Below are 23,987 nucleotides of genomic sequence, written 5' to 3'. Positions count from 1 at the left end.
GATCAAAACAAGGGCAGCGTTTACAGCGTTTGCCCTTTTTATATTTTTCGCAGCATTCTTTTTTAAGCGGTTTGGGATTTTTAGCCACAACCCCGTCTATTTGCAAATAATCTTTTGATTTATTTGAATAAAAAACAATGACATTATATGAATTTAAAAACTGTTTCGCCATATTTTGAATATACTTTAAAAACCTGAAATTGTACGTTAATTCAATTTTAAATGAATGTTTAAATTTTATAAATCCTGTTGAGAATCTTATTTTTGCAAGATGGGATACGAAAATAGGATAAACGAGGTAAATAAAGCATTACAACCTAAAATAAACCAACTTTTAGAACATTCCTTATATCAAAAAATAACCACTCCAGAACATTTGCAAATCTTTATGGAGCACCATGTTTTTGCTGTTTGGGATTTTATGTCCTTGCTTACCGCTTTACAGGAAAAACTTACCAAAACTACGAATCCGTGGGTTCCTGTTGGTAATCCTGAAACCCGATATCTTATCAACGAAATTGTCCTTGCTGAAGAAACAGATGTGAATTCTTTCGGAAAACATCAAAGCCATTTTGAGATGTACCTGGATGCTATGGAAAAAAGCGGTGCAGATACCGGCAGGATAAAAAACTTTTTGCTGCAGGTAACTCATGGCACCGATATTTTTTTATTGATTGCAGCCACAAAACTTCCGCATAACATAAAAATTTTTCTAAAGAATACTTTCGAAGTAATTACCGAAGGAAGATCCCATAAGATCGCTTCAGCCTTTACATTTGGTCGTGAAGGCCTTATTCCCGGGATGTTTACTTCTATTATAGAAAAGGTGCAGCAAAACTTCCCAAAAGAAGATCTAAGCCTTTTCAAGTATTATTTTGATCGTCACATAGAATTAGATGCCGACGAACACGGGCCAATGGCTTTTAAAATGGTAGCAGAACTCTGTGGGAATGATGATGAAAAATGGCAGGAAGCGCAGCAAATTGCCGAAGAAGCGTTAGATGCCAGGTTGGAACTGTGGCGAGGTATTGAAGAAGAAATTTCAGAAAATATAAGTTCTAAAAACTTGCAGACAATTTAAAGAATTTTTAGACAAAAAATAAACCTCACAGATCATAACATCTGTGAGGTTTTTATATCATACCATCGTCATCCTGAATTTAGCCTCATACTAGAAGCTGAAACCAGTTCAGCTTGACGAATAAAAGCAAGTTTAAGGTGCTTCAGGAGCGAGTTTTACTTCTAATCCATCTAAATCTTCGGTAATAGGAATCTGGCAGCTTAAACGACTATTATCTTCCACAAAAAACGCCTGATCCAACATATCTTCTTCTTCAATACTTTGCTCTGGGAGCATATGTTCGAAATTAAGAATATAGCACTGGCAGGAGGCACACATTGCCATGCCGCCGCAAATCCCAATAGTACCTTCAGCAGCAAGCTCATAGGAACGAACTACCTCCATAAGGTTCATATTCATATCTGTTGGAGCATCTACCACGTGGGCTTCCCCTTCCCGGTCTATAATTGTTATTTTAATATCAGACATATCTTGCTTAAGCTAGATCGTAATAAGAACTCGTCATTGCGAGGCACGAAGCAATCTGTAATTTATAGTAATAATTTCATTTGAAAGATTACTTCACTCCGTTCGTAATGACGATTACTTTATAGACAATCTATTATTTTAATTTATACTTTTTACTACTTCTTTTTTCGCTTCTTTTTTACTGCCATCAAATCCGCTAACACCGCTAACGGTGGTGTACTTCATCACATATTTCTTATCTGGAAAAATGCGTTGGTAAGCACTCTGGCACATAATGGCTGCTTCGTGAAAACCACAAAGAATAAGCTTTAACTTGCCGGGATACGTATTTACATCGCCAATAGCGTAAACACCCGGGATATTGGTTTGATAATCGTAAGCATTATCAACTTTTATTGCGTTTTTTTCTATTTCCAGCCCCCAATCTGCGATAGGACCCAATTTAGGCGAAAGCCCAAACAACGGAATAAAGTAATCGGTTTCCTTGATTTCCTTTTCTGAAGCAGATGCTTTGTGGGTAATTACTACACTTTCCAGTTCATCTTCTCCCTGAAGATCGGTTACCTCAGCATTGGTAATAAGGTTTATTTTCCCAATTTTAGAAAGTTCTTCTACTTTTTCCACGGAATCTAAAGCGCCACGAAAATCATTTCTTCGGTGTACCAGGGAAACTTCTGAAGCAACATCGGCTAAATAAATAGCCCAATCTAAGGCTGAATCACCTCCACCGGCAATAACTACCTTTTTATCGCGATAATCTTCGGGTTCCCGAATAATATAAGCCACCCCTTTATCTTCAAAATCAGTAATGTTCGGAATAGGTGGTTTTCTGGGTTCAAAACTCCCGAGGCCACCGGCAATTACCACCACCGGGGCGTGATGTTTTGTTCCCTTATTTGTAGTCACTATAAAACTACCGTCTTCCTGTTTGTCTATGGTTTGGGCCCTTTCGCCCAGGGTAAACCCAGGTTCAAAAGGTTTTATTTGCTCCATTAAATTAGTAACGAGATCCCCTGCTAAAACTTCGGGAAACCCCGGAATATCATAAATAGGTTTCTTAGGATAGATCTCTGAACACTGCCCTCCCGGTTGGGGAAGCGCATCTATTAGATGGCATTTTAACTTTAATAATCCTGCTTCAAAAACCGCGAAAAGGCCTGTTGGCCCTGCGCCAATGATAAGTATATCGGTTTTGATCATGCTACTTTCAAGTTTGATCGTAAGCCAGGTGCTTACTTTTGAATATTAACCACACTCTCTATTTGTGGTGCATATTTTTTAATAGTCATTTCTACTCCAGATTTAAGAGTCATCTGGTTTACCGTGCAATCTACACAGGCTCCTTCTAAACGAACTTTAACCAGGCGGTCGTTTTCGATAGAAACCAGGGAAATATTCCCCCCGTCACTCTCCAAAAAAGGACGAATTTCGGCAAGGGCCTTTTCTACATTTAATTTAACTTCTTCGCTCGTCATTTATTTCTTTTTTACTGCACTGCATCCGGCCATTGTGGTAATCTTTATCGCTTCAGTTGGAGGCAGACTTTTATTTCTATTTACTGTTTCCTGAACCATATTTCGGGTAATATCCTCAAAAGCCGCTTCTAAAGGCGTAGCGGTTTGCAAAGCTGCAGGATGGCCAATATCGCCAGACTCCCTTAAACTTTGCACCAGGGGAATTTCACCTAAAAATGGAGCATCAATATCTTCAGCAAGGTTTTTAGCACCTTGTTTTCCAAAAATATAATATTTATTTTCAGGAAGCTCTTCTGGAGTAAAATATGCCATATTTTCTACTATTCCTAAAACAGGCACATTTATACTTTCCTGGCGGAACATGGCAACTCCTTTTTTAGCATCAGCTAAAGCCACATTTTGCGGCGTACTTACCACAACCGCTCCAGTTATAGGTAGGGATTGCATTATTGAAAGATGAATATCACCAGTTCCCGGAGGCAGATCTATTAAAAGAAAATCCAGTTCGCCCCAGGCGGCATCAAAAATCATTTGATTTAGCGCTTTGGCCGCCATTGGCCCACGCCAAACTACTGCCTGATTAGGTTTAGTAAAAAAACCAATAGAAAGTACTTTTACTCCGTAATTCTCAATAGGTTTCATTTTAGATTTACCATCTACAGTTACCGAAAGAGGTTTCTCCGTTTCTACGTCAAACATCATAGGGATAGATGGCCCATAAATATCGGCATCTAAAATCCCTACTTTAAAGCCCATTTTAGATAAAGTCACGGCAAGATTAGCAGTTACCGTAGATTTACCAACTCCGCCTTTTCCAGAAGCTACTGCTATAATATTAGAAATTCCAGGAATATTTTTTCCTTTGATTTCAGGTTTCTTATCTGCCGATTCTACTTTAATGTTTACTTTAACTTTAGCTTTTTGATTTACTTGCTCGTGAATAGCTTTCATAATGTCCACTTCAGCCCTCTTTTTAATATGTAAGGCAGGGGTTTCTAAAACCAGGTCTACTACAACCTCATCGCCAAAAGTCATTACATTTTGAACTGCACCACTCTCCACCATATTTTTACCGTCTCCGGCTACAGAAATAGTTTCCAGCGATTTTAATATTTCTTTTCTGTCTAACTTCATTTAAAACATTTTATGATCCTAAATATTTCAGGATATTTTTAGCTGTATTAGGTGAGTTTTTCTTCAAAAACCAATCAGCTTATATAGATTCATTCTAAACGCAAATATAAGTGTAAAAGCTAAGAAAACGAAGTATTTATCTATAATTGATCTATAGGATGATAAAGTGAAGTTATGGGATAATTTCTGAAGAAAATTCTATTTTAAATCTCTCATAGGATCCCAAAAATACTTTTCAAAATTCTGCACTTTCAAATCCTTAACCGGCACTCCTTCTTCTTCTAACATCTCTTGCATAGCATTGTGATCTTCAAAATGACTCTTACCGGTAAGCAAACCATTTCTATTCACCACCCGATGTGCAGGAACATCTTCAAGATCTTTAGCCGAATTCATTGCGTAACCAACCATCCTGGCACTTTTTGATGCACCAACACTTTTTGCAATGGCGCCATAAGAAGTTACTTTTCCTTTTGGTATTTGTCTTACTACCTCATAAACCCTTTCAAAAAAGTTCTTTTCTTCCAAAATTAAGAGTAATAAATTCTAAGTAGTGTTACAATTATCAATACCAGCATAAGGGCTGTCATAAAATAATTAGAGTATTTTGAAAAAGCTTCCGCTTGTTTTTCAATTCTAATAAAAGAAATCACGTATATATACAAGGTGGTAAAACTTCCCATAGATGCAGCCAAAACAAATGCTATAATTCGGGACCAATCGTAAGAAATACCTGTTCCAATATTAAGTGCACCGGCTATAGCCACAAAATAAGGAACGGGAAAAATGTTAAGGGCGGCCACAAGCATTCCTTTAAAAATACTGTTGGAATTTGCTTTGCGGGATTTATGTTCTATACCTCCTCGTTTCTTTGCCTGAATAAAAAAGTAAACCGCCAGGAGAATAAATATTACAAGACCAGCCCGCAATAAAATATTCTGCACAAATTCATTTCCGAATATATATTTAGCGAGTAGCACGGCCACGGTTGCCTGAATAATCACTACAATAGTAGCACCGAACGCAACGTAAAGTCCGTTTTTCTTTCCTTTTTCAACACAGGTTTTAGCCACTGTCATATTCACCAAACCTGGAGGTATTACCCCAAGTAAGGCCGCCAAATAAGTGATTAGAAAAAGTTTTGTTTCCTCCAAAGAGACTTATTTTATTCTAAACTGAATGTAAGTTATAGGTTTTCCCCGGTCAAGATACTGTTTTTCATAGAAAGTTTGAATTTCTCTAACTGCTTTTGGAGAATATTCATTTTTATAAATATCGTGATGTGCATATAGAATCTCATGACCTTCGCCGTGGAGAAGACCAAGCGTATAACCGTGCATAAATTCACTATCGGTTTTAAGGTTTACCACTCCTTCAGGTTTTAGAATGTGTTTGTATTTTTGAAGGAATTCGGTATTCGTTAAGCGGTGTTTGGTGCGCTTGTATTTAATTTGCGGATCTGGAAAAGTGATCCAGATTTCATCTACTTCATTTTCAGCAAAAATAGTATCTATAAGTTCTATTTGCGTTCTTAGAAAAGCTACATTCTTTAGATCATCTTCTATAGCCGTCTTTGCACCTCTCCAAAACCTGGCTCCTTTAATATCTATTCCAATAAAATTTTTTGCTGAATCCTGCTTAGAAAGGCCAATGGTGTATTCTCCTTTTCCGCAGCCCAATTCCAAAACGATAGGATGATCATTTTTAAAAAAATCTTTATTCCAATTTCCTTTTAATTTGAACTGATCCTTCTCCAGCTCTTCCCGGGAGGGTTGTATCACATTTTCAAATGTTTCGTTCTCCCTGAATCGTCTTAATTTATTCTTACTTCCCACGCCTTAATTTAATATTTTGGTAAAATTAAAGAAACACCTATAGTTATTTATAAATCAATTACTTAAGCTATAAAACAATATTATTGTACAACAATGGTACAACAAATCGGATTCTTTAACATAATTTCGTAAATAATGGAGGCAAAGATAAATTTATTATGAGAACCATCTTCACCTCCATCCTTTTTCCTTGAATTGATATCCAAACAATCTTATTTTTATGCTATTTTTAAATTAGGAAAATCATCTTTTAGCTTTTCAATCATATAACTTATATCCCGCTTTAAATTAAATAACGATTTATCACCATTTTTGATTTTGTCTACACAATATATCTCAAACTCCTCAAGAAATTCAAGTAACCCTGTATTTTCTACAGATGAGCTACCGAAATTTTTTCTTAGTATTTTCAAAAAATCCGCGTTACCAGTATACTTGTGTATATTCACTTCCTCTGGCACATTTTTAACTTCACCCTCATTTTTCTTGGATGAATTCTCATTTTGAACTTTATGTTCTATTAAACTGATAAGCTTATCTAAATTAACCGAAAGTGAAGATTTAGCGCCTCTATTAATTCCATACTTCTCGGGCTTGGTATTTATGATTTTAGCTTTTTTTAGTTTTAAAACGATATTGCCTACACCTTTATTCTTATATTCTCCCTGTACTCCAATGTAATATCCAATTTTATCATACCTCATTTGGAGTTGTTTATTTTGATTTTGAAACGATAATATCAACTCTATAAGATTAATTTCTAATCTAGTTAACTCAATTTTTTCCAATATTGGATATTTTTTTAAAAATCTTATACCATAGACTTCTTTATTTAATTCTTCTAATCTGCTTATATTACTCATAATATTTTATTGTTATTTCTAGTATTCACTAACAAGTCTACATTTTTGTTTTCGGAAAACAAAGAAAATACTAATGCCACCTCATTAAGTTTTTTTGAAAACCTATTGAAGGACATAATAAATAATGTACAAAGTATATTATGGTAATTCTTACATTACCCTAAAGTAACATAGACATTTCCCTATGGTAAGATGAGGGTTACTTCATAATTAGAGTAACTTATTAAAGTTAATTTAAAGTATATATTAAAAATACTAAGAAGTAATCTAGATATTACCCTTTCTTTTTATCTTTAGAATAGAAACTCCAATATTTAATATTGAATTTTATTTTTGAATTGATTGGAAAATTCAAATATCCCAACTCTATCTTTATTTTATCCTAAAAAAATAAAATCTAAAAAATTTTATGAAAAATTTGAAGACTAACCCGTGTTTTCATAAACACTAACGGGGGTAGGTCTCTAAAGGGAGGGAGGATACAACACCCTCATCCAAACCAGTCAGGGAGGGGTCTGACACACTTTCTAATCAATAAATTATAAAATAATATATACCAATTATCTATTTCACAACTACCCTAGTTATACTGTCACATACTGCAAGAAAAGTACATATAAACAGTCCTAAAAGTACACAAAAGTAACATTGTTGTTCGCAGTAATTTATAAATAATTATTAATTAAAATTACGCCGTTTGCGATTAGTTTTAGTAAACTCTGGGAGTTTACCCTAATTTACTAGTAAGACACTTTCAAACTCCTGCTTAGGGCTCAAGTGAAGCCAATAAGTTATTTTTGTTAAGATATTTAAAAAACATTACTTTTAAACTCTGGAACCCTACCCTATTTAATCATAACCTCAACTTATAGATGGCAATAACTACACATGATGAGATACGAGTACCTGCACTCCAACTTCTCACAACGCATGATGTACTTAAACTAAAAGACTTCGTAGAACCTCTAGGAAAACATTTTAAGCTTACAGAAGAAGAAATAGCCATAATGTACCCTTCAGGGAATGGTCATATTTTTCACGACCGTATTTTATGGGCTTTAAGCTATTTGAATACGTCTAGTTTGTTTAATAAGCCTAGACGTGGTAAATACAGTATTAGTTCCCAGGGAATTCAAATTTTAAAGAACTTCGCCTTCTTTATGGTATTCGATAAATAAAATGTAGCAAAATGTCAAAATCTTACGCTAGGCAGTTTTGGTTTGATACCCATCGAATCCTTCGAGATATAAGAGAGCTTTATAAAACCGAAAAAAATAATGCTTATTTGGAAGAATACCTTCATTATTTCAATGATTTGAAACCTATTAACCAATCCCAAGAGTTTCAGGCATTATTTGATGCATACAATAAAAAAAATCCTTACAAAGAGGCCCTCCCCCTAATTAATGATTTATCAAGCTTTCTTATAAAAGAAGGTTTAGCTGCTGATGAAAAATGTAAAAAAATGTGGGAACATGAGTTACTCCACATTGAACCACTAAAAAATTTTTTTAAGAGCAAAAACCCTTCAATAAAAATTTTAAAAGAGAAGCTAGCTGCTTACGAAAAGAAATCAGTTTTCAAAGAGGAAAGAGAATATTTGAATTTCAAATCAATTATATACAAAGAAAAAAATATAGAAACTCTGGAATGGTGGTTTAATCACCACTATGCAGCCATAGTACTTGGTGCTAATGTTTTTAAAAAGAAATTCCCAGAATTCTGGAAAAAGGAACTAAGAATGTATCAAAATTTATGGAACAGCTTGCTGAGAATAAATCATAAATACAATACACTACTTGATAGTATTAATTACTGTAATAAATATTCCTTTTATAGAGATAGAATGAATTTTTTCAAACTTAGATACGGCATTATAAAACATATTCCATCTAATAATATTAATGACAGGTGTGAAGAATTGGAAGAAATATATCATCTCTTATTCCAGGAAATAAATATAGAATTTAAGAAAACTGGAATAAAATATTCCTCGGTGATACCAACTTCATTCGTGGAATCAGATAACGAAGAGAAGCATATAATGAATTCATTTAGAAACGGCAACCAAGATAATTATGGATATTAAGAAAGATGGATTATTTGAATTAAACCAAAAAATCATATTACCGATTTTGACTTTTAATCCACTTATATGAGAAAAGCAATAATTAAAAAAATAAATATTTGGAAAATAGCGTTTTATAAGTTTATCCTTAAATATTCTAAAGAGCAAATTAACAAAATTGAAGAAAAATTTGCTCAAACCACCAACTTCTTAACTCCTTTATCTCCTAGAATTATTTCCGATAATTCAATAGATAGTTATCTAATTTCTTTAAACGAAGCGGTTAGGAATGAGAATATAACAAACATTGCCCTAGCTGGTTCATACGGGTCAGGAAAGAGTAGTATCATTAAAACTTTTGTTTCCAAAAATGAAGGCATTTTCAATGTTTTAGAATTATCACTAGCATCTTTCGAGAAACCAGATGAAAGCGATAAAAGTTTTAATAAATATCAAAAATTATTAGAATTAAGTATACTCCAACAGATTATTTATCGTGTTTCTTCGAAAAAATTACCTGATTCTAGATTTAAAAGAATAATAGACTTTAAATGGTGGGAGTTGTTCATATATTCAGTATCTATTCTTTTATGGCTATACTCTTCCTTTGCTCTTTTTGGTTATGGTTATATAAAAAACCTTAATCCTGCCACGTGGCATATAAACAATGAATTTGACTATTCAGCTCTTCTACTTAGTTTAATTTTCTTTGGTGGTTTAGGAACTTTCTTATATAAAAAAGGATTAAGATTTGTAAACAATTCTAAAGTAACCAGAATTAGTGTAAAAGGTGAAATTGACATTGGCAAAAATGTCAACGAATCAATTCTCAACAAACATTTAGATGAAGTATTATACTTTTTCGAAAAGAATAATTTTGACTTAGTTATAATCGAGGATTTAGACAGATTCAACGACACCCATATCTTCTCCAAGCTAAGAGAAATTAATTATTTAATAAATCAATCTAACCAAATTAGCAAAAGAGTAATATTTCTTTATGCAGTAAGAGATGATATCTTCGAAGGCGAAAATAGAACGAAATTCTTCGATTTAACTATTCCAGTAATACCAGTAATAAATTATTCTAATTCTAAGTCCAAATTAAAGGACAAGCTTCTTTCATTGCCATCCTATAAAACAAATTTTCAAACTAAAAATAGTTCTGATATTGTGGAACAAAACGATGAAAATTTAAAACCAGAGGATAGAAATACAAGAGAAATCCTCTATAAACCTACAGAAGATTTTATCAATCAAATTTCATTTTTCATCAATGATATGAGAATGGTAAATAATATTTGTAACGAATATTTTATCTATAGAGAATCTTTATTAGAAATTCCCGACCAAAATAAACTTTTAGCTTTAATCGTATATAAAAATTTAGAGCCTGAAGATTTTGATTTACTACAGAATAATAATGGAAAACTTCACAAGCTTATAAAACAGAAAAACAACTTTTTAAGCAAAAAAATTGAAGAATTAAGAGAGGAAATAAAAGGATTTACCGAGGATATTGAATCTCTCGAAAATATGTGTGAAGAAAATATATCGGAACTACGAGGTATTTATATCAGTGGCATATTTAAGGTTTGTCGAGACCGTCCCACTGCTGTTCGAATTAACGACAAGAAAATAACCTTTAAGGAGCTATTTGAAGACGATAAATTTAAAGAACTTTCTGAATGCTCTAGTATTACATATTATACTATTAATCAAAATCAATATGAAGGACATCGGAATGAGCCATTTGGATTTAAAGACATAGAAAATGAGGTTAACTCTAATCAAAAATATAAGCAAAGAGAAAACCTTGTTTTAGAAAAGAATCGAAACCAGGTTGAAAAGAAAAAGCAAGAGCTAAGTACAAGAAAAAGAGAAATTAATCTTCTATCTACAAAAAGTATTTATCAAATTTTGCAAGAAAACACTATTTCAGAATATGTTCTAGACCATACTGATTTATTAAAGGAAAGGTTGATTATATTTCTACTACGAAATGGTTATATAGATGAGCACTACAGTCATTACATATCAAGATTCTATGATACTGAGATAACAGTTGAAGAGAAAAAGTTTATTCTCAATGTGCTAAATGAAGTTGACAATGATTATAATCAACAAATGCAAAATGAGAAATATGTTATTCAAAATATTCCAAAAGGTTTTTTCGGTAAGCAATCAGCATTAAATATTAATCTTTTAGAATTTCTTCTTTCTAACCCCAAAATGTATAAAAATGAATTAAATGATATAACCAATCTAATAAGTAAGGAAGATGAATATTCTATAGATTTTTTGGAGTCGTTTATTGAGAATTCTGATAAAACCCCCCAACTATTTTCCTTATTAACAGCGAAGTGGGGTACAATATGGGATTATATTGAAAATCATAATTATGAGCGTACTCAAATTGAAAAGCTATTTATTCTAATAATCAATAATTCCAAAATAGAAAATCTAGTAAATATTTCTTCAAAATCTAAGTTCAAATCCTATGTTAATAATGAACCTATAGCGTTGGAAAATCTTTTGATTAAAGATGATATTACTTTCGTAAAGAACCTTATCAAAAAGATGAACCTTGAATTTCGGGAAATTGGGATTCTTGAATCCACTACAAATAAAGAACTGAAAGAGTTCTTAATAAAAGAAAGCCACTATCAACTAAATTTTGGAAATATCCATTTTATCTTAAGAAACTATAGCGAGAAAAAATTTTCGTTTGAAGATTTACAAACTCAGAATCTTACTTGCATTCTTGAGTCAAAGTTCCAGCCCTTAATAAAATATACAAAAGAAAATATTTATTATTATATGAATAATGTCTTTCTAGAATTAAAAAGTAATACTAATGAATCTGAAAGCACTATAATATATTTACTTGATGAAGATGAGCTTACTGATATTCAGAAAGAAGAGGCTGTTTTACAATCCAATCAAATAATAAACGATTTATCCAAAATAGATGATGTAGAAGCAAAAGAGATTTTGCTCAGAAATAAAAAATTGAAAATAAACTGGGAGAATGTTCTTGATTATTTTAAAGCCTTAGGAACGGACACTAAACTTAATGAAACATTAGAAGCTTTTCTTGATGATAAATCTGTAAATGCAGTCTTAAAAAATTTATCAATAAACAGAGATAATCCTGAGGACGAAACAGAAGCTGAAACTTTTCTAGGATTATCCATTATATATAATTCAAAATTAAACTTGCAGAGCTATTCCAATCTCATTAAATCATTACAGAAAGATTGGGATGGTATAGATTTGGCCAAGATTGATTCAAAAAAATTAAAAGCTTTAATCGATGAGCAAATAGTAATTCTTAAAGATGAAAACTTTAAAAAATTAAAAAAAACAAATAATTACCTTCATCTCTACTTGATAGAAAAAAACTGGAATATTTTTTCGGAAAATTATTCTAACTATAATTTAGAAGAAGGGGATGTTCATTATTTGCTGAAATCTGATATTATACAAATTGCTCAGAAGAAAAAATATATTGATGATTTAGACGATGGTTTTATTGCAAATGATAAACAATTATCCTCAATAGTCATTTCTATATTAGCTAAGCTTAAGGTAAAAGATATCGAATATTCTTTTCTAAGAGATTTATTTAAAAATCAAAACAACACAGTATTAAAAATAAAGTTGCTTAATCTGAACCTACATTCCTTTTCTCAGAATCAACTTAGAGTGTTAGTACATAGATTAGGTGGGGTATATTCCGAAATGGTAGAAAGTTATCATAGGCCTAATATTCCAGAAACTACGGAAACCCTGAAACTGATAAAGGATTTAAAAGAAAAAAAGGTGATTTCCAGTTTTGTGCTAAATGAAAAGGCACAACTCATTGAGGTGCGAGCAAAAAAATGGAGTAACTCCCTATAGTATAATGAATACCTAGTTAAACTTTGAATGAACAATTCAGATAAATTTACATACATAACCAAACAACTGAATAGAACTAAAAAAAAGAGGTTCGAGCACTACGTAACCTCAGGAATTTGGCATAAATTAAATGATGCAGATATTAAATTTATTACTCAGCAGTATATAAAAAGACCAAACGGACATGCATTAACAGACATGTATTTCCCGCAATTTGACCTGCACGTTGAAGTAGACGAAAGTTATCATTTAAATCAGAAAGAGCGAGATAGACTTAGAAAAAGAGATATAATAAATGCTACTAACCATAGAATTGAAGAAATAGATTGTACAAATTCTCTGGAAGAGATAAATAATCGAATTGATTCTATCGTAAAGTTAATTTTAGAATTAAAGGCCAACTCTAAAAACTTCGTGCCTTGGAGTATTACAGAAGAACAAAATCCTGAAACTTACATTTCGCGAGGATTTATTAGTATCAATGACAATGTTGTTTTTACTCATCAACACTTGGCTGCAAATTGTTTTGGTTATAATTATAAAAGATGGCAAAAAGGAGGTGTTAACCATCCTTACGAAGTAGACAAACTCATTTGGTTTCCAAAATTATATGCGAACGGTGATTGGCGTAATCAAATTTCTGATGATGAAAACACTATAATTGAAAAAAGTTTAAATCCTCAAAAACAAAAGAACCATATAAAAGAAGAATTGAATAATTCACGTAAAATAAGGATAGTCTTTGCCAGAGGTAAGGACTCACTTGGTCATCTTTTGTACCGTTTTAAAGGTGAATATGAATTATCCGTAAAAGATAGTAATTATGAGGATGGTCTCGTTTGGAAACGAATTTCTACTGAGGTCAAAACCTACTCCAATATTTAAGATATTAGCAGCTTCAAGTAACTTCTGAAGTCTTTTCAGATGTTCATTTTTAAACTATACCTAATTGGCAGTATAATTTCTCAATAATACAACAACCGTTTTCCTAGGATTGCAACGTTCAAAAACAACCACCCTAAATTTGCACGTAATGTATAGATGACCTATATTCGTGAAAACTTCCAGTATGAAAAAAGCACGTTATAACCGCATCTCGTCACCCAACCAAAAACTTGAACGGCAATTAGCTAAAAACCATCCTGAGGAATTAATATTTAATGATGTTATTAGTGGTTCTATTCCATTTGCTGAACGGCCAATGGGTATTAGCTTACTAGAAGCCATTGAAAACAAGAAGATTGATTATATATCGATTAGTTCCGTAGATAGATTGGGTAGGAATATCAATGATATCTTAGATACTCTGGATTATTTTACTAAAAACCAGGTTATTCTAAAAGTAGATAATCTTGGAATTGAATCTATGATTAAAGGAAAACCAAATCAGGTTTTTAAACTTATTATAAGTGTGTTGGGAAATGTAGCTGAAATGGAGCGGCAAAACATTCGGGAACGTCAGCTTGAAGGTATTGCCATTGCTAAAGCTAATGGAAAATATAAAGGGCGTGTTCGTGGTTCTTCTATGAGTACGGAAGAATTTTTGTATAAATATTCCAATGTAGTAAAAGAAATCAAAAATCACCCAGATTTATCTATCAGAAAATTGGCAAAAATCACTGGTAAGAGTGTTGGTACTGTGCAGAGTGTTAAAAAAGAAATGGCGGTTTCATAGATTCTGGAATTAACTCTGAGAGTGAGTTTGATTTTCACCTATCGGACAAAATTTAGAGAAATAATCTATTTTGTCCGATAGAATGTCCGATAGAATGTCCAATAGAGTTAATCATTAATTTCATAAACTCTCCAACGATTCTCTCCAACAGCCTTAATCTTACCGTTTTCAATCATTTTCTCTAATTGTCTTTTAATTTTCTTTCTATTAATTTCCTTACCTATCCTTTCATGAATATGTCCGATGGAACATGGTTGATAGATTTCTAGGTCTTCTAATATTAAGTGTTCAAGTCTATGAGTTTCTATTTTCTTTAAATCAGTTTTCCCCTTAAAGTCCAATTGCTTCAATAAATCAGGATTAACAATATATTCAGTAGCTTTTGTTTTTCCTTTGCTCAAGACTATTCCATACTTCAATAGATTTCCAACCCAATATTTTAATCCATCATTTCCCTTAATAGCTAATTTCTTTTTCAGTGCTACACTTGACAGCACATTATTTTGAGCTATTAATCCTAAAGCAATAATTTCCTTTTGCTTCAAGTTAAAATCATCATTAGCCTTGGACATTAATCGTACAGTTTCCTTGCTTATAATATTTTTCTTAACGGTCACAACCACTCTATCATCCCATTCCTCTACTATGGGTTCGGGCTTACCATTGAAAAGTAATAATTCATACACCTTATCATAACCACTTCCTTCTTTCTCCATAAGTAACAAATCGTAGAATACTTTTGCCAGGTGCGTATTCCTATAGACTGATTTATTAATTATGTTATTTGGCGTAACCCCCATTGGTAATAATCCAGGAGAGTGGATTTCCAAACGGTCATGATATAAATTAATAAAAATATCACCTCGCATAGTATAAACCCTATGAACCATCGCATTAGCCACTAACTCTCGAATAACTTCAATATTATAATTTGGTATATTCTTTCTAAAAATCCCATCTGAAATTTCCAATGATTCATCCCAATCACTAAGAGATATTATAGCACTTAGAAGCTCTTTAGGGTTAAGGGAAAAATCATCCCATACCACTTTATTTACCTTGTTTTCGTATTCATCATATTTGATAAATTGCACAGATGGGGCATAATGAAGATTAGCCCTATCATTTCTTTCCCCTAACCACAATACACCTAAATTAGTAAGATATCCATCCTTTGCCATAAAGAAATACTCAAGTAATTCCTCAAGGGGCATATCTTTTACAAAAGAACTTACCCTCGACGAAGATTTGATATCTGAAAAGAAATCATTCAATTTTTGAAGATTAACTTTTTGATATGGAATCTTCCTCACAATTTTTTCCTCCCATATAAAAGCCTGTTTTTCCGCTGCAAGTCTTGTTATTTCATCAGGGGGTATTGGCTTACAATCATCAGAAACACGAGCATAATACCTACCATCAGAGGTTGATGCAATCAGCTGATTATTACGGAATATCTTGAGATTAATTATTTCGCCCCCATTAGAACGTACCTCTTTGGAAGCAGATACTGCCACACCAATAGTTCGTTCTGGAATTGTCTTATTAATTTTTTCTACTAAACTATCTGGAATTTTCTGAGAAGGCTCAGGTTCATCTTGGTCATCTTCTACCCCAATTACAATTGTACCTCCCTTACCGTTTGCAAAGCATACACAATCCTTGGCAAGTTCACTCCAATCTGAAGTTTTCCCTTTTATAATTTTTAAAGACTTCTTATCAAATTCGCTATTTTCAATCATTAATTATGTAATTGCTTATTTGTGTTATAAAATTAGAATTAAAAGATGAAAAGTTAATTAGTAATATAAAAAATTATTAAGCTTTATTTCAATATGGTTGCATGAGCTATAATTTAGAAATGGAAGAAATAAGATTATTCAAATTATCCTGATTTCTTTCTCCAATAGACTTTTGTTTTTCTACCATAATGTGGAAACCAACAATAAAATTTATTTCTTCTTCCCCCAGCAATCGAGCATTTTCTTTTATAAAAAGATTTATATCCTTGATTGGAGTTAGCAAACCCGAATCTATTTTCGCATACAAACATTCATACTTATAGTTCAATTCTATACGAATAGATTCCGTTAAAAATGTACTCTCTATCCTTTTATTCATAATCTATTTTTTAACATAATAACCACCCAAATTATCTAAGATACATAGCCATACTGTCTGATAAGTTTTCGTTTACATCATCCAAAGCCTTAGTATGTAAGCTTTGAATGTAATTCTGCGTAACAGCTAAGCTTGAGTGTCCTAAAGCCATGCTAAGGAAATGCAAGTTTATATTCTGGTTAACTAACAATTGCGAATAGGAATGCCTTGCCTTATGTGTAGTTATTTTAGGTAATTCTGTGCGGGTAGAAATTAATTTTAGATTGTAATTCACTTTTTGAGTAGCTCCAATTATCTTATTCTTGTTAGCTTCATTTATGAGCCCATTTTTGGGAAACTTAAGTTTTCTCAACTCATTGAATATCGTATTTCCATCAAATTCATCCTGCATTGTTACCACAAGAAATTTATAATGTTCTATTAATTTGTGAGTCATTTCCGCAATACCTTCCTCAATTTCTTCTAGCTCTAAATCAGACTTTGAAATCTTCCCCTCTATCATCCCCTGAAGTTGAGCATTCTCTATCATAGAGTAATCCATATTAAGTTCTACTTGCTCCTTTCTCAGAAGGTAATCATTGAGCTTTTTCCTTTTTATTTCTATATCACCCACTACCGATGGATTTCCCTCCCAAAAAAGCATATCTAAAAACTTTAATGACGTTAGTGTTAATTTTGAGATAATTTCTTTTTTGGTCTTAATTTGTTTATATTTTAAATATATCCCATTAGTTCTTATTTCAACATTACTCCATCTTAACAAAAGTAAGTCTCCAATCCTCATACCTCCAGCAAATAATTGGAATAGAAATAAATTACGGTAGTAATCCAATCTATCTGGCAATTCAACTCTCATCAATTTACCGATTTCCTTAATATCAAGCCCGTACGACGTTTTTCGAGTTGGTTTGGTTTTGATTTCCACAAATGGGTGTACTAGATAGCCCGTTAATCTCAATCTTATAGCTTTATTCACAATGGCTTTGAAAAAGCTTAGGTAAATTTTTACCGTTAAATCTTGAACTCCGTCAGCCTTAAGAAAGGATTGGTAATCGCCTATTATCTCTGGTGTAAGATTCTTAAAATGTAATTCATTTATGTTTTTTACTTGCAAAAATGCCTTAAATTTATTAAGTGCTACCCGATAGCTAGCTTGCGTGGAACTGTTATCTACTGTGCGTATATGCGCTTCCCAGAAAGAGACAACATCATTTGTACTATCTATAATTGAACCCAACTTTAAATGTTCGTCAGAAATATTATCTAAAGCTTCTTCAATTCTGTGATTATACTTTTTGTGATTTTTCTCGGTAGGCAATACCATTCCCAATTTTTCATCCCATTGAGTCTTCCTAATTTTTATATTTAAAGATTTAAATTTGGCCTTCCTATTTTTAATTTTTCTTAAGTAAAGATGTCCCACATTTTTATTTGAAGATGTTGGTCGGAAAACTACTTTTACGGATGCCATTATTCGATAATATTTTATTCAAAAAGACAAGTGTACAACATGTGTACAACATTAGCAAAATTTAAACCCTTATAAACTCCCTATATAAGCCTATTTACAGAGCATACCATTTGATTTTACTTAAAATTAATATTTTGGTAAAATTAAAGAAAATAGCGCACAGGCACTTAATATTATATTTGATATATGCAGAAGAAACGAATTTTAGTGGCTGTTTTAAATTGGGGGCTTGGTCACGCCACACGTTCTATTCCTATTATCAATGAACTACTGAATCATAATTTCGAAGTTTATATCGCTTCAGATGGGGCTGCCTTGCAACTGCTAAAAAAGGAATTTCCATTCCTAAAATCGTTTGAACTTCCTTCCTATAATATTTCCTACGGCAAGACAGCTGCTTCTTTTAGATGGAAACTAATGGCTGAAACTCCGCATATCTTAAAAACAATTAAAAAGGAAAAAAAGAGGATTAAAGAATTGGTTGAAGAATATAATTTACATGGGATAATCTCTGATAACCGATTTGGATGCAGGCATAAACAGCTAAAATGTGTTTTTATTACGCATCAATTTAGTGTACTAAGCGGCTACACCACTTATTTAAGCAGTAAATTGCATCAGAAATATATTTCTAATTTTGATGAATGCTGGATCCCCGACACTCCCGGAAACCATAATTTAAGTGGAATTATGGGACATTTAAAAGAAATGCCTGAAAATGTAAAATATATTGGCCCGCTTAGCCGGTTTAATAAACTATCTCATCCAAAAAAATATGATTATGCCGTAATCTTATCGGGCCCGGAGCCGCAACGGACTTTACTGGAAGAAAAATTACTGTCTGAATTTCAGGACTCAGATAAAAAATTGATTTTTATTCGAGGCATTATTGATGAAAAGCCTATTGCTACAAAAAATAAGAATATTCACTTTAAAAACTATTTAACATCAAAACTACTTGAAGAAGCTATTATTAGCAGCGAAATTATTATTTGCCGGTCGGGATATTCTAGTATTATGGATTTGGCAAAGCTGGAAAAGAAAGCTTTTTTTATTCCCACTCCCGGGCAGTTTGAGCAAGAATATCTCGCTGAACGCTTTAGTAGATTAGGGATCGCAGCTTTTTGTAAGCAGGAAGATTTTAAGCTTTCTAGGTTGAACGAATTAAAGAATTTTTCAGGATTTAGCAGCTTTAATTTCAGCGTCAATTTCAGGGATGTTTTTGCTCTTTTCCAGCGTAAATGAAAATTCGCTGCCCACACCAAAAACACTTTCCACGTAAATTTTTTCATCGTGAGCTTCAATAATGTGTTTTACAATAGAAAGTCCTAAGCCAGAGCCACCTTCTTTCCTGGAGCCGCTTTTATCTACCCGGTAAAAACGTTCAAAAACACGAGGAAGATTTTCTTTTATTATTCCTTCTCCATTATCGGTAACCCTCACAATTACTTTATTTTTAATGAGGTTTTCAATACTTATTTCGGTGGTGCCGTCTTCTTTTCCGTATTTAATAGAATTTACAATAAGGTTAGTCAATACCTGCTGAATTCTGTCCCGGTCACCATAAACCCAAATCGGCTCTTCGTAATCAATATCAAAAGTTAGGCTTATATTCTTTTTAGAAGCTTTCATTTCTAACAGATCGAAAGAACTCTCTATAAGCTCTACAATATTAAAATCCTCTTTTTCCAAATGCAGATCCCCGGTTTCAAGTTTGGTGATCATATCCAGATCTCTCACTATATAAATAAGTCGCTCCACTCCTTTACTGGCACGCTGCAAGTATTTTTTTCTAACTGCTTTATCCTTCATAGCGCCATCAAGTAGCGTGAGAATATAACCCTGAACAGTAAACAGCGGTGTTTTAAGTTCATGAGAAACATTACCCATAAACTCTTTTCTATATTCCTCCCTTACTTTTAGGGTTTCAATTTCCAGTTTTTTGTCTTTGGTGAATTTTTCAACTTCACGGGTAAGGGTAGCCATATCTGTAGTAACCTGGCTGGGTTTTATTGTGGTAGACTCTAAGAGTGCGACGTTATCGTAGATCTTTTTAATTCGCTTGTAAATAAAATGCTCTACCCTATATTGAAGTATAAAAAAACAGGTGAAATAAGTGATAAGCACAAAGGCAAAGAACGGCCCGGCAATAAATCCGTTTGTAAAATGAGCAAAACCCGCCAAAACCACACTCAAAAAAAGTGTGATATAAAGTGAAGTCTTTATTGCGAATTTATATGAGCGCTTAAACTGTTTTGCCATTAAACAACAAACTTATAACCTACTCCTTTAACTGTTTTAAAAGATTCATCGCCTATTTTCTCTCTAAGTTTTCTAATATGCACATCTATGGTGCGGCCTCCCACAATTACTTCGGCTCCCCACACACTATCCAAAATATCTTCTCTTTTAAAGACTTTTCCTGGTTTTGAAGTTAGCAATGAAAGTAGTTCAAACTCTTTTCTTGGTAAAATAATTTCTTCTCCGTCTTTAATTACCTTATACTCATCGCGGTTTATTATAAGGTCTTTTATTTTCACCACATTAGAAGAAGCGGTATCGTCTTTAAATCTTCTCAATAATGCCTTTACTTTGCTAACCAATACCTTTGGTTTAATAGGTTTGGTAATATAATCGTCAGCACCGGCATCAAAACCTGCCATTTGTGAGTAATCTTCTCCACGGGCAGTAAGAAAAGCTATAATCGTCTCCTCTAGTTCTGGTAGTTTTCTTATTTGCGCACAAGCTTCAATCCCGTCCATTTCTGGCATCATTACATCAAGGATAATAAGTTGCGGCTTTTTCTTTTTAGCGAGCTTAACTCCATCTGCACCATTATCTGCTGTAATTACCTGGTAGCCTTCAGCAGAAAGGTTATACCCAACAATTTCCAGGATATCTGGCTCATCGTCTACGAGTAGAATTTTAATGTCCTTTTTTTTCATTTTTAATTTGGTTGTATTGGTAAATAGGAGGTAAAAGTAATTATTAATTTGAACATTTTTAAGCACAACTACGTTGGTAACCTTAAGCTAACATTATAATCATAAACTCATAATTTCAGCTTAACAAAGGCTTTACATACTTCATCGTTAATTTGCGGCAGAGAACTAAACATAGTAATGAAGAATTATTTATTTATCGTAAGCGTAATTATTTTAAGTATCACAATGCAAGCACAAGACGAAACTACCGGCACAATTGCCGGGAAATTATCCGATAATGAGGTGGAGGGCCAACCGCTACCTTTTGCGAATGTAATAATTAAAGAAACCAATAAAGGAACCACTTCAGATTTTGATGGGCTTTACTCTTTAAAAAATATCGAACCTGGCACTTACACCGTAGAATTTAGTTTTGTAGGTTATGAAACCTTACAAATACCAAATGTAGAAGTTATAGCGGGAAAAGTTACAGAAATAAATACCGGACTTGGAGCAAGCGCAGCTGCTTTAGATGAAGTTGTTATTTCAACAGTTTCAAGACAGGATTCTGAAGTTGCTTTACTTTTAGAACAAAAAGGAGCCATTCAAATCAAAGAAAGTATCGGCGCCCAGGAATTGGCTAGAAAGGGTGTAGGAGATGCACAAGGGGCTGTAAACAAAATGGCAGGTGTAAGTAAGCAGGAAGGAGTTAAAAATGTTTTTGTAAGAGGTCTTGGGGACAGATACAACTCTACTACCTTAAACGGTTTGCCATTACCTTCTGAGGATCCTGAATATAAAAATATAGCCTTAGAATTCTTCGATTCGAATATAATAAGAAGTGTAGGTATAAATAAAACCTTTCAAACCGATGTATATGGAGATTTTGCCGGAGCCAACCTTAACATCAATTCTAAGGAACTTTATGGAGCTGAAGATATCCAGGTAAGTATAGGTTCCAGCGTAAATTCACTAGCAGTGACTAGAAATGATTTTCAAAAGGTAGATGGTGCAAATTGGTTTGGCTATGGTATGAAAAACACAAGCCCAATTTCAAGCCTTGAAAATTATAATTTTGACAACAACTGGGCTACATCAAATTATTCCACACCCATCAATACGAGCGCGACTATACAATTAGGGAAAAAATTTAAGATTGGCGAAAATAATCTAAAAACCATGTTTGTTGCCTCTATGAAAAATGATTACAGCTTTAGGGAAGGCAACACCAAGGTTGTAAATGCCCAGGGCTTACCATTAAGAGACCTGGATTTTCAAACTTACTTATATGATGTTACCCAAATTCTTATGGGGAATGCAAGTTATGAATTCAATAAAAATAAAATAAGTTTCAACTCTCTTTATATTCATAGTAATTCCCAGAGTGTAGGCACTTACTTTGGTCAGTCTGCAAATATTTCTGAAGAAACAGATGATGCGGCTTATATAAAAAGACAACAAGTAAACGACAATAATATTTTTGTAAATCAATTGTTAACCACTTTCTCGTTAACTGAAGATTTAGAATTAGAGGCTAATGTTGGTTACAATATTACCCGGGCAGATGAACCAGACAGAAGACAGAACACCTTTGTATATAACGAAACCAACCAAAATTATCGAGTAGCTGTAGGAACTCCAGGCTATAATCTTAGGTTCTTTTCTGAGCTTAAGGAAGATGAAGTTGTTGGTCACTTAAACCTTGCCTATGGTTTAGGGTCTAAAAATGAAGATGGCATTAGCCCGGCTCAAATTAATTTGGGGTATGATTATAGAAATACCGATCGCAATTTCGAATTTCTACAATTTAATCACGATTTCCCGACCCCCGCATTAATAAATATAGAAAATCCAGATTTACTTTTTAACCAGGAAAACCTTAGCGACGGGACCTTTAGGTTAGTTACCAACAGTGGTTTCGGGGATGCTTTTAATCCATTAGACCCCTTTTTCTATGAAGGTGAGAAAGATATACACGCTGCCTACCTAAATGGAAATTTTTCATTTAGTGATTCTTTTATAGTTAGTGCCGGATTGAGGGTAGAGAATGTAAAACAATACGTAAACTGGAACACCAACATTTCCAGTAGCGAGAACCAACTCAATGTAGACCCATCAACTTTAGACGAAACATATTTTTTACCCAGTATAACCAGCAGGTACAGTTTTAATGAAAACAGTATATTACGATTGGTAGGAAGTAAAACATATACATTTCCTCAATTTAAAGAAGTTGCCCCTTTTTTATATGAAGATGTTAATTTCTCAAGTTTTGGTAATACTGAATTGCAACCTTCAGATAATTACAACCTTGATTTAAAATATGAATATTATTTTGGAGGAAACCAGTTAATCTCCATTACTGGTTTTTACAAAAAAATACTCAATCCTATAAATAGAATACAGGTTAATTCTGCTGCTAATCAACTATCCTACATAAACTCTGGGAAAGAAGCCGATGTGGCCGGGGTAGAAGTTGAAATAAGAAAGGATGTTTTTAAGGCCAACAAGGAATCTTCACAGAAAGAATTAACCTTTGGACTTAACGCATCCTACTTATATTCCAGACAGGACCTTACAGATAACTCTACAAATTTCACCAATACCGAAGATATGTTGGAGGGAGCTTCTCCTTTCGTAATTAATTCAGACCTCACCTATAATTATGAGACACAAGGTTTTGATTTATTATCCTCTTTAGTGCTCAACTATTTTAGTGACCGAATATTTTCTTTAGGGGTACAACAACAGGGAAATATAGTGGAAACAGGCATTCCAACTTTAGATTTTATAAACCAAACAAGTTTAGGGGAAAACTGGGGGTTAAATTTAAAAATTCAGAATATGCTTGATCCAGAGTTTACATTAACTCAAGATGACCTTAACGGCAACACAAACACCATCAACAACTTTCGAAAAGGCATAACATTCAGCCTAGGAGTAAGCTATAAACTTTAATAACTATTATA

General features: G+C 33.1%; 21 protein-coding genes. 8 read left to right on the top strand and 13 right to left on the bottom strand.

Annotated elements, in window-relative coordinates; all coding sequences use genetic code 11:
- Positions 1-271: 271 nt before the first annotated feature.
- Complete coding sequence (locus FG27_RS10935; RefSeq protein WP_037318992.1) at positions 272-1,081, top strand: DUF3050 domain-containing protein; 810 nt, start codon at positions 272-274, stop codon at positions 1,079-1,081.
- 132 nt (positions 1,082-1,213) lie between these two features.
- Here FG27_RS10935 and FG27_RS10930 read toward each other — a convergent pair whose 3' ends face one another.
- The 8 genes from FG27_RS10930 to FG27_RS10895 all read right to left on the bottom strand — a co-directional run bounded on the left by FG27_RS10930 (position 1,214) and on the right by FG27_RS10895 (position 6,856).
- Positions 1,214-1,549, bottom strand: coding sequence for a 2Fe-2S iron-sulfur cluster-binding protein (locus tag FG27_RS10930; RefSeq protein ID WP_037318991.1), 336 nt, complete (start codon positions 1,547-1,549; stop codon positions 1,214-1,216).
- 138 nt (positions 1,550-1,687) lie between these two features.
- Positions 1,688-2,749: an NAD(P)/FAD-dependent oxidoreductase gene (locus FG27_RS10925; RefSeq protein WP_037318990.1), complete on the bottom strand. Its 1,062-nt coding sequence runs from the start codon at positions 2,747-2,749 to the stop codon at positions 1,688-1,690.
- Between the two features lie 32 nt (positions 2,750-2,781).
- A complete protein-coding gene (locus tag FG27_RS10920; RefSeq protein WP_037318988.1) occupies positions 2,782-3,024 on the bottom strand; it encodes a NifU family protein in 243 nt (80 codons plus the stop codon).
- Positions 3,025-4,158 carry an Mrp/NBP35 family ATP-binding protein gene (locus FG27_RS10915; RefSeq protein ID WP_037318986.1) on the bottom strand — a complete coding sequence of 378 codons (1,134 nt, stop codon included), beginning with the start codon at positions 4,156-4,158 and terminating at the stop codon, positions 3,025-3,027.
- A 198-nt stretch (positions 4,159-4,356) separates the two neighbouring features.
- Positions 4,357-4,686: an MGMT family protein gene (locus FG27_RS10910; RefSeq protein WP_037318984.1), complete on the bottom strand. Its 330-nt coding sequence runs from the start codon at positions 4,684-4,686 to the stop codon at positions 4,357-4,359.
- 2 nt (positions 4,687-4,688) lie between these two features.
- A complete protein-coding gene (locus FG27_RS10905; protein ID WP_037318982.1) occupies positions 4,689-5,312 on the bottom strand; it encodes a LysE family translocator in 624 nt (207 codons plus the stop codon).
- A gap of 6 nt (positions 5,313-5,318) precedes the next feature.
- On the bottom strand, positions 5,319-5,993 hold the full coding sequence (trmB, locus tag FG27_RS10900) for a tRNA (guanosine(46)-N7)-methyltransferase TrmB (protein ID WP_037318981.1): 675 nt from the start codon (positions 5,991-5,993) through the stop codon (positions 5,319-5,321).
- Positions 5,994-6,211: 218 nt separating this feature from the next.
- A complete protein-coding gene (locus tag FG27_RS10895; RefSeq protein ID WP_037318979.1) occupies positions 6,212-6,856 on the bottom strand; it encodes a hypothetical protein in 645 nt (214 codons plus the stop codon).
- A gap of 872 nt (positions 6,857-7,728) precedes the next feature.
- Between FG27_RS10895 and FG27_RS10890 the strand changes: the two genes are divergently transcribed.
- The 5 genes from FG27_RS10890 (at position 7,729) to FG27_RS10870 (ending at position 14,502) form a co-directional block, all read left to right on the top strand.
- Positions 7,729-8,034, top strand: a complete 306-nt coding sequence (locus tag FG27_RS10890) for a winged helix-turn-helix domain-containing protein (protein WP_037318978.1) — start codon at positions 7,729-7,731, stop codon at positions 8,032-8,034.
- An 11-nt stretch (positions 8,035-8,045) separates the two neighbouring features.
- Positions 8,046-8,945, top strand: coding sequence for a hypothetical protein (locus FG27_RS10885; RefSeq protein ID WP_037318976.1), 900 nt, complete (start codon positions 8,046-8,048; stop codon positions 8,943-8,945).
- Positions 8,946-9,011: 66 nt separating this feature from the next.
- Entirely contained in the window at positions 9,012-12,827 is a 3,816-nt protein-coding gene (locus tag FG27_RS10880; RefSeq protein WP_037318974.1) for a hypothetical protein, read from the top strand.
- Positions 12,828-12,854: 27 nt separating this feature from the next.
- Positions 12,855-13,712: an AbaSI family restriction endonuclease gene (locus FG27_RS10875; protein ID WP_037318972.1), complete on the top strand. Its 858-nt coding sequence runs from the start codon at positions 12,855-12,857 to the stop codon at positions 13,710-13,712.
- A gap of 184 nt (positions 13,713-13,896) precedes the next feature.
- The gene (locus tag FG27_RS10870) at positions 13,897-14,502 is read left to right on the top strand and encodes a recombinase family protein (protein ID WP_037322179.1); all 606 of its coding nucleotides are present in this window, start codon (positions 13,897-13,899) and stop codon (positions 14,500-14,502) included.
- Between the two features lie 107 nt (positions 14,503-14,609).
- On the opposite strand, the gene FG27_RS10865 is transcribed toward FG27_RS10870, so the two are convergent.
- The 3 genes from FG27_RS10865 to FG27_RS10855 form a co-directional block, all read right to left on the bottom strand.
- The gene (locus tag FG27_RS10865) at positions 14,610-16,244 is read right to left on the bottom strand and encodes an ATP-binding protein (RefSeq protein ID WP_037318970.1); all 1,635 of its coding nucleotides are present in this window, start codon (positions 16,242-16,244) and stop codon (positions 14,610-14,612) included.
- Positions 16,245-16,350: 106 nt separating this feature from the next.
- Positions 16,351-16,623 (bottom strand): hypothetical protein, encoded by a 273-nt coding sequence (locus FG27_RS10860; RefSeq protein ID WP_037318968.1) that lies wholly within the window; start codon positions 16,621-16,623, stop codon positions 16,351-16,353.
- A gap of 31 nt (positions 16,624-16,654) precedes the next feature.
- Positions 16,655-18,094: a tyrosine-type recombinase/integrase gene (locus FG27_RS10855; RefSeq protein WP_037318966.1), complete on the bottom strand. Its 1,440-nt coding sequence runs from the start codon at positions 18,092-18,094 to the stop codon at positions 16,655-16,657.
- A gap of 186 nt (positions 18,095-18,280) precedes the next feature.
- On the opposite strand from FG27_RS10855, the gene FG27_RS10850 reads away from it, so the two are divergent.
- The gene (locus tag FG27_RS10850) at positions 18,281-19,339 is read left to right on the top strand and encodes a glycosyltransferase family protein (RefSeq protein ID WP_037318964.1); all 1,059 of its coding nucleotides are present in this window, start codon (positions 18,281-18,283) and stop codon (positions 19,337-19,339) included.
- Here the strand turns inward: FG27_RS10850 and FG27_RS10845 are convergent.
- Both FG27_RS10845 and FG27_RS10840 read right to left on the bottom strand, forming a co-directional pair.
- Positions 19,271-20,356, bottom strand: a complete 1,086-nt coding sequence (locus FG27_RS10845) for a cell wall metabolism sensor histidine kinase WalK (protein WP_037318962.1) — start codon at positions 20,354-20,356, stop codon at positions 19,271-19,273. The two genes, FG27_RS10850 and FG27_RS10845, sit on opposite strands and share 69 nt — an antisense overlap.
- Complete coding sequence (locus FG27_RS10840) at positions 20,356-21,039, bottom strand: response regulator transcription factor (RefSeq protein ID WP_037318960.1); 684 nt, start codon at positions 21,037-21,039, stop codon at positions 20,356-20,358. The genes FG27_RS10845 and FG27_RS10840 overlap by 1 nt, the downstream gene beginning before the upstream one ends.
- A gap of 177 nt (positions 21,040-21,216) precedes the next feature.
- On the opposite strand from FG27_RS10840, the gene FG27_RS10835 reads away from it, so the two are divergent.
- A complete protein-coding gene (locus tag FG27_RS10835) occupies positions 21,217-23,976 on the top strand; it encodes a TonB-dependent receptor (protein ID WP_037318958.1) in 2,760 nt (919 codons plus the stop codon).
- The last annotated feature ends 11 nt before the right edge of the window (positions 23,977-23,987 follow it).

The organism is Salegentibacter sp. Hel_I_6, assembly GCF_000745315.1.
GTDB lineage: Bacteria > Bacteroidota > Bacteroidia > Flavobacteriales > Flavobacteriaceae > Salegentibacter.
Note: the sequence above shows the minus strand (reverse complement) of the source record. Positions and strands in the feature narration are given on the sequence as shown.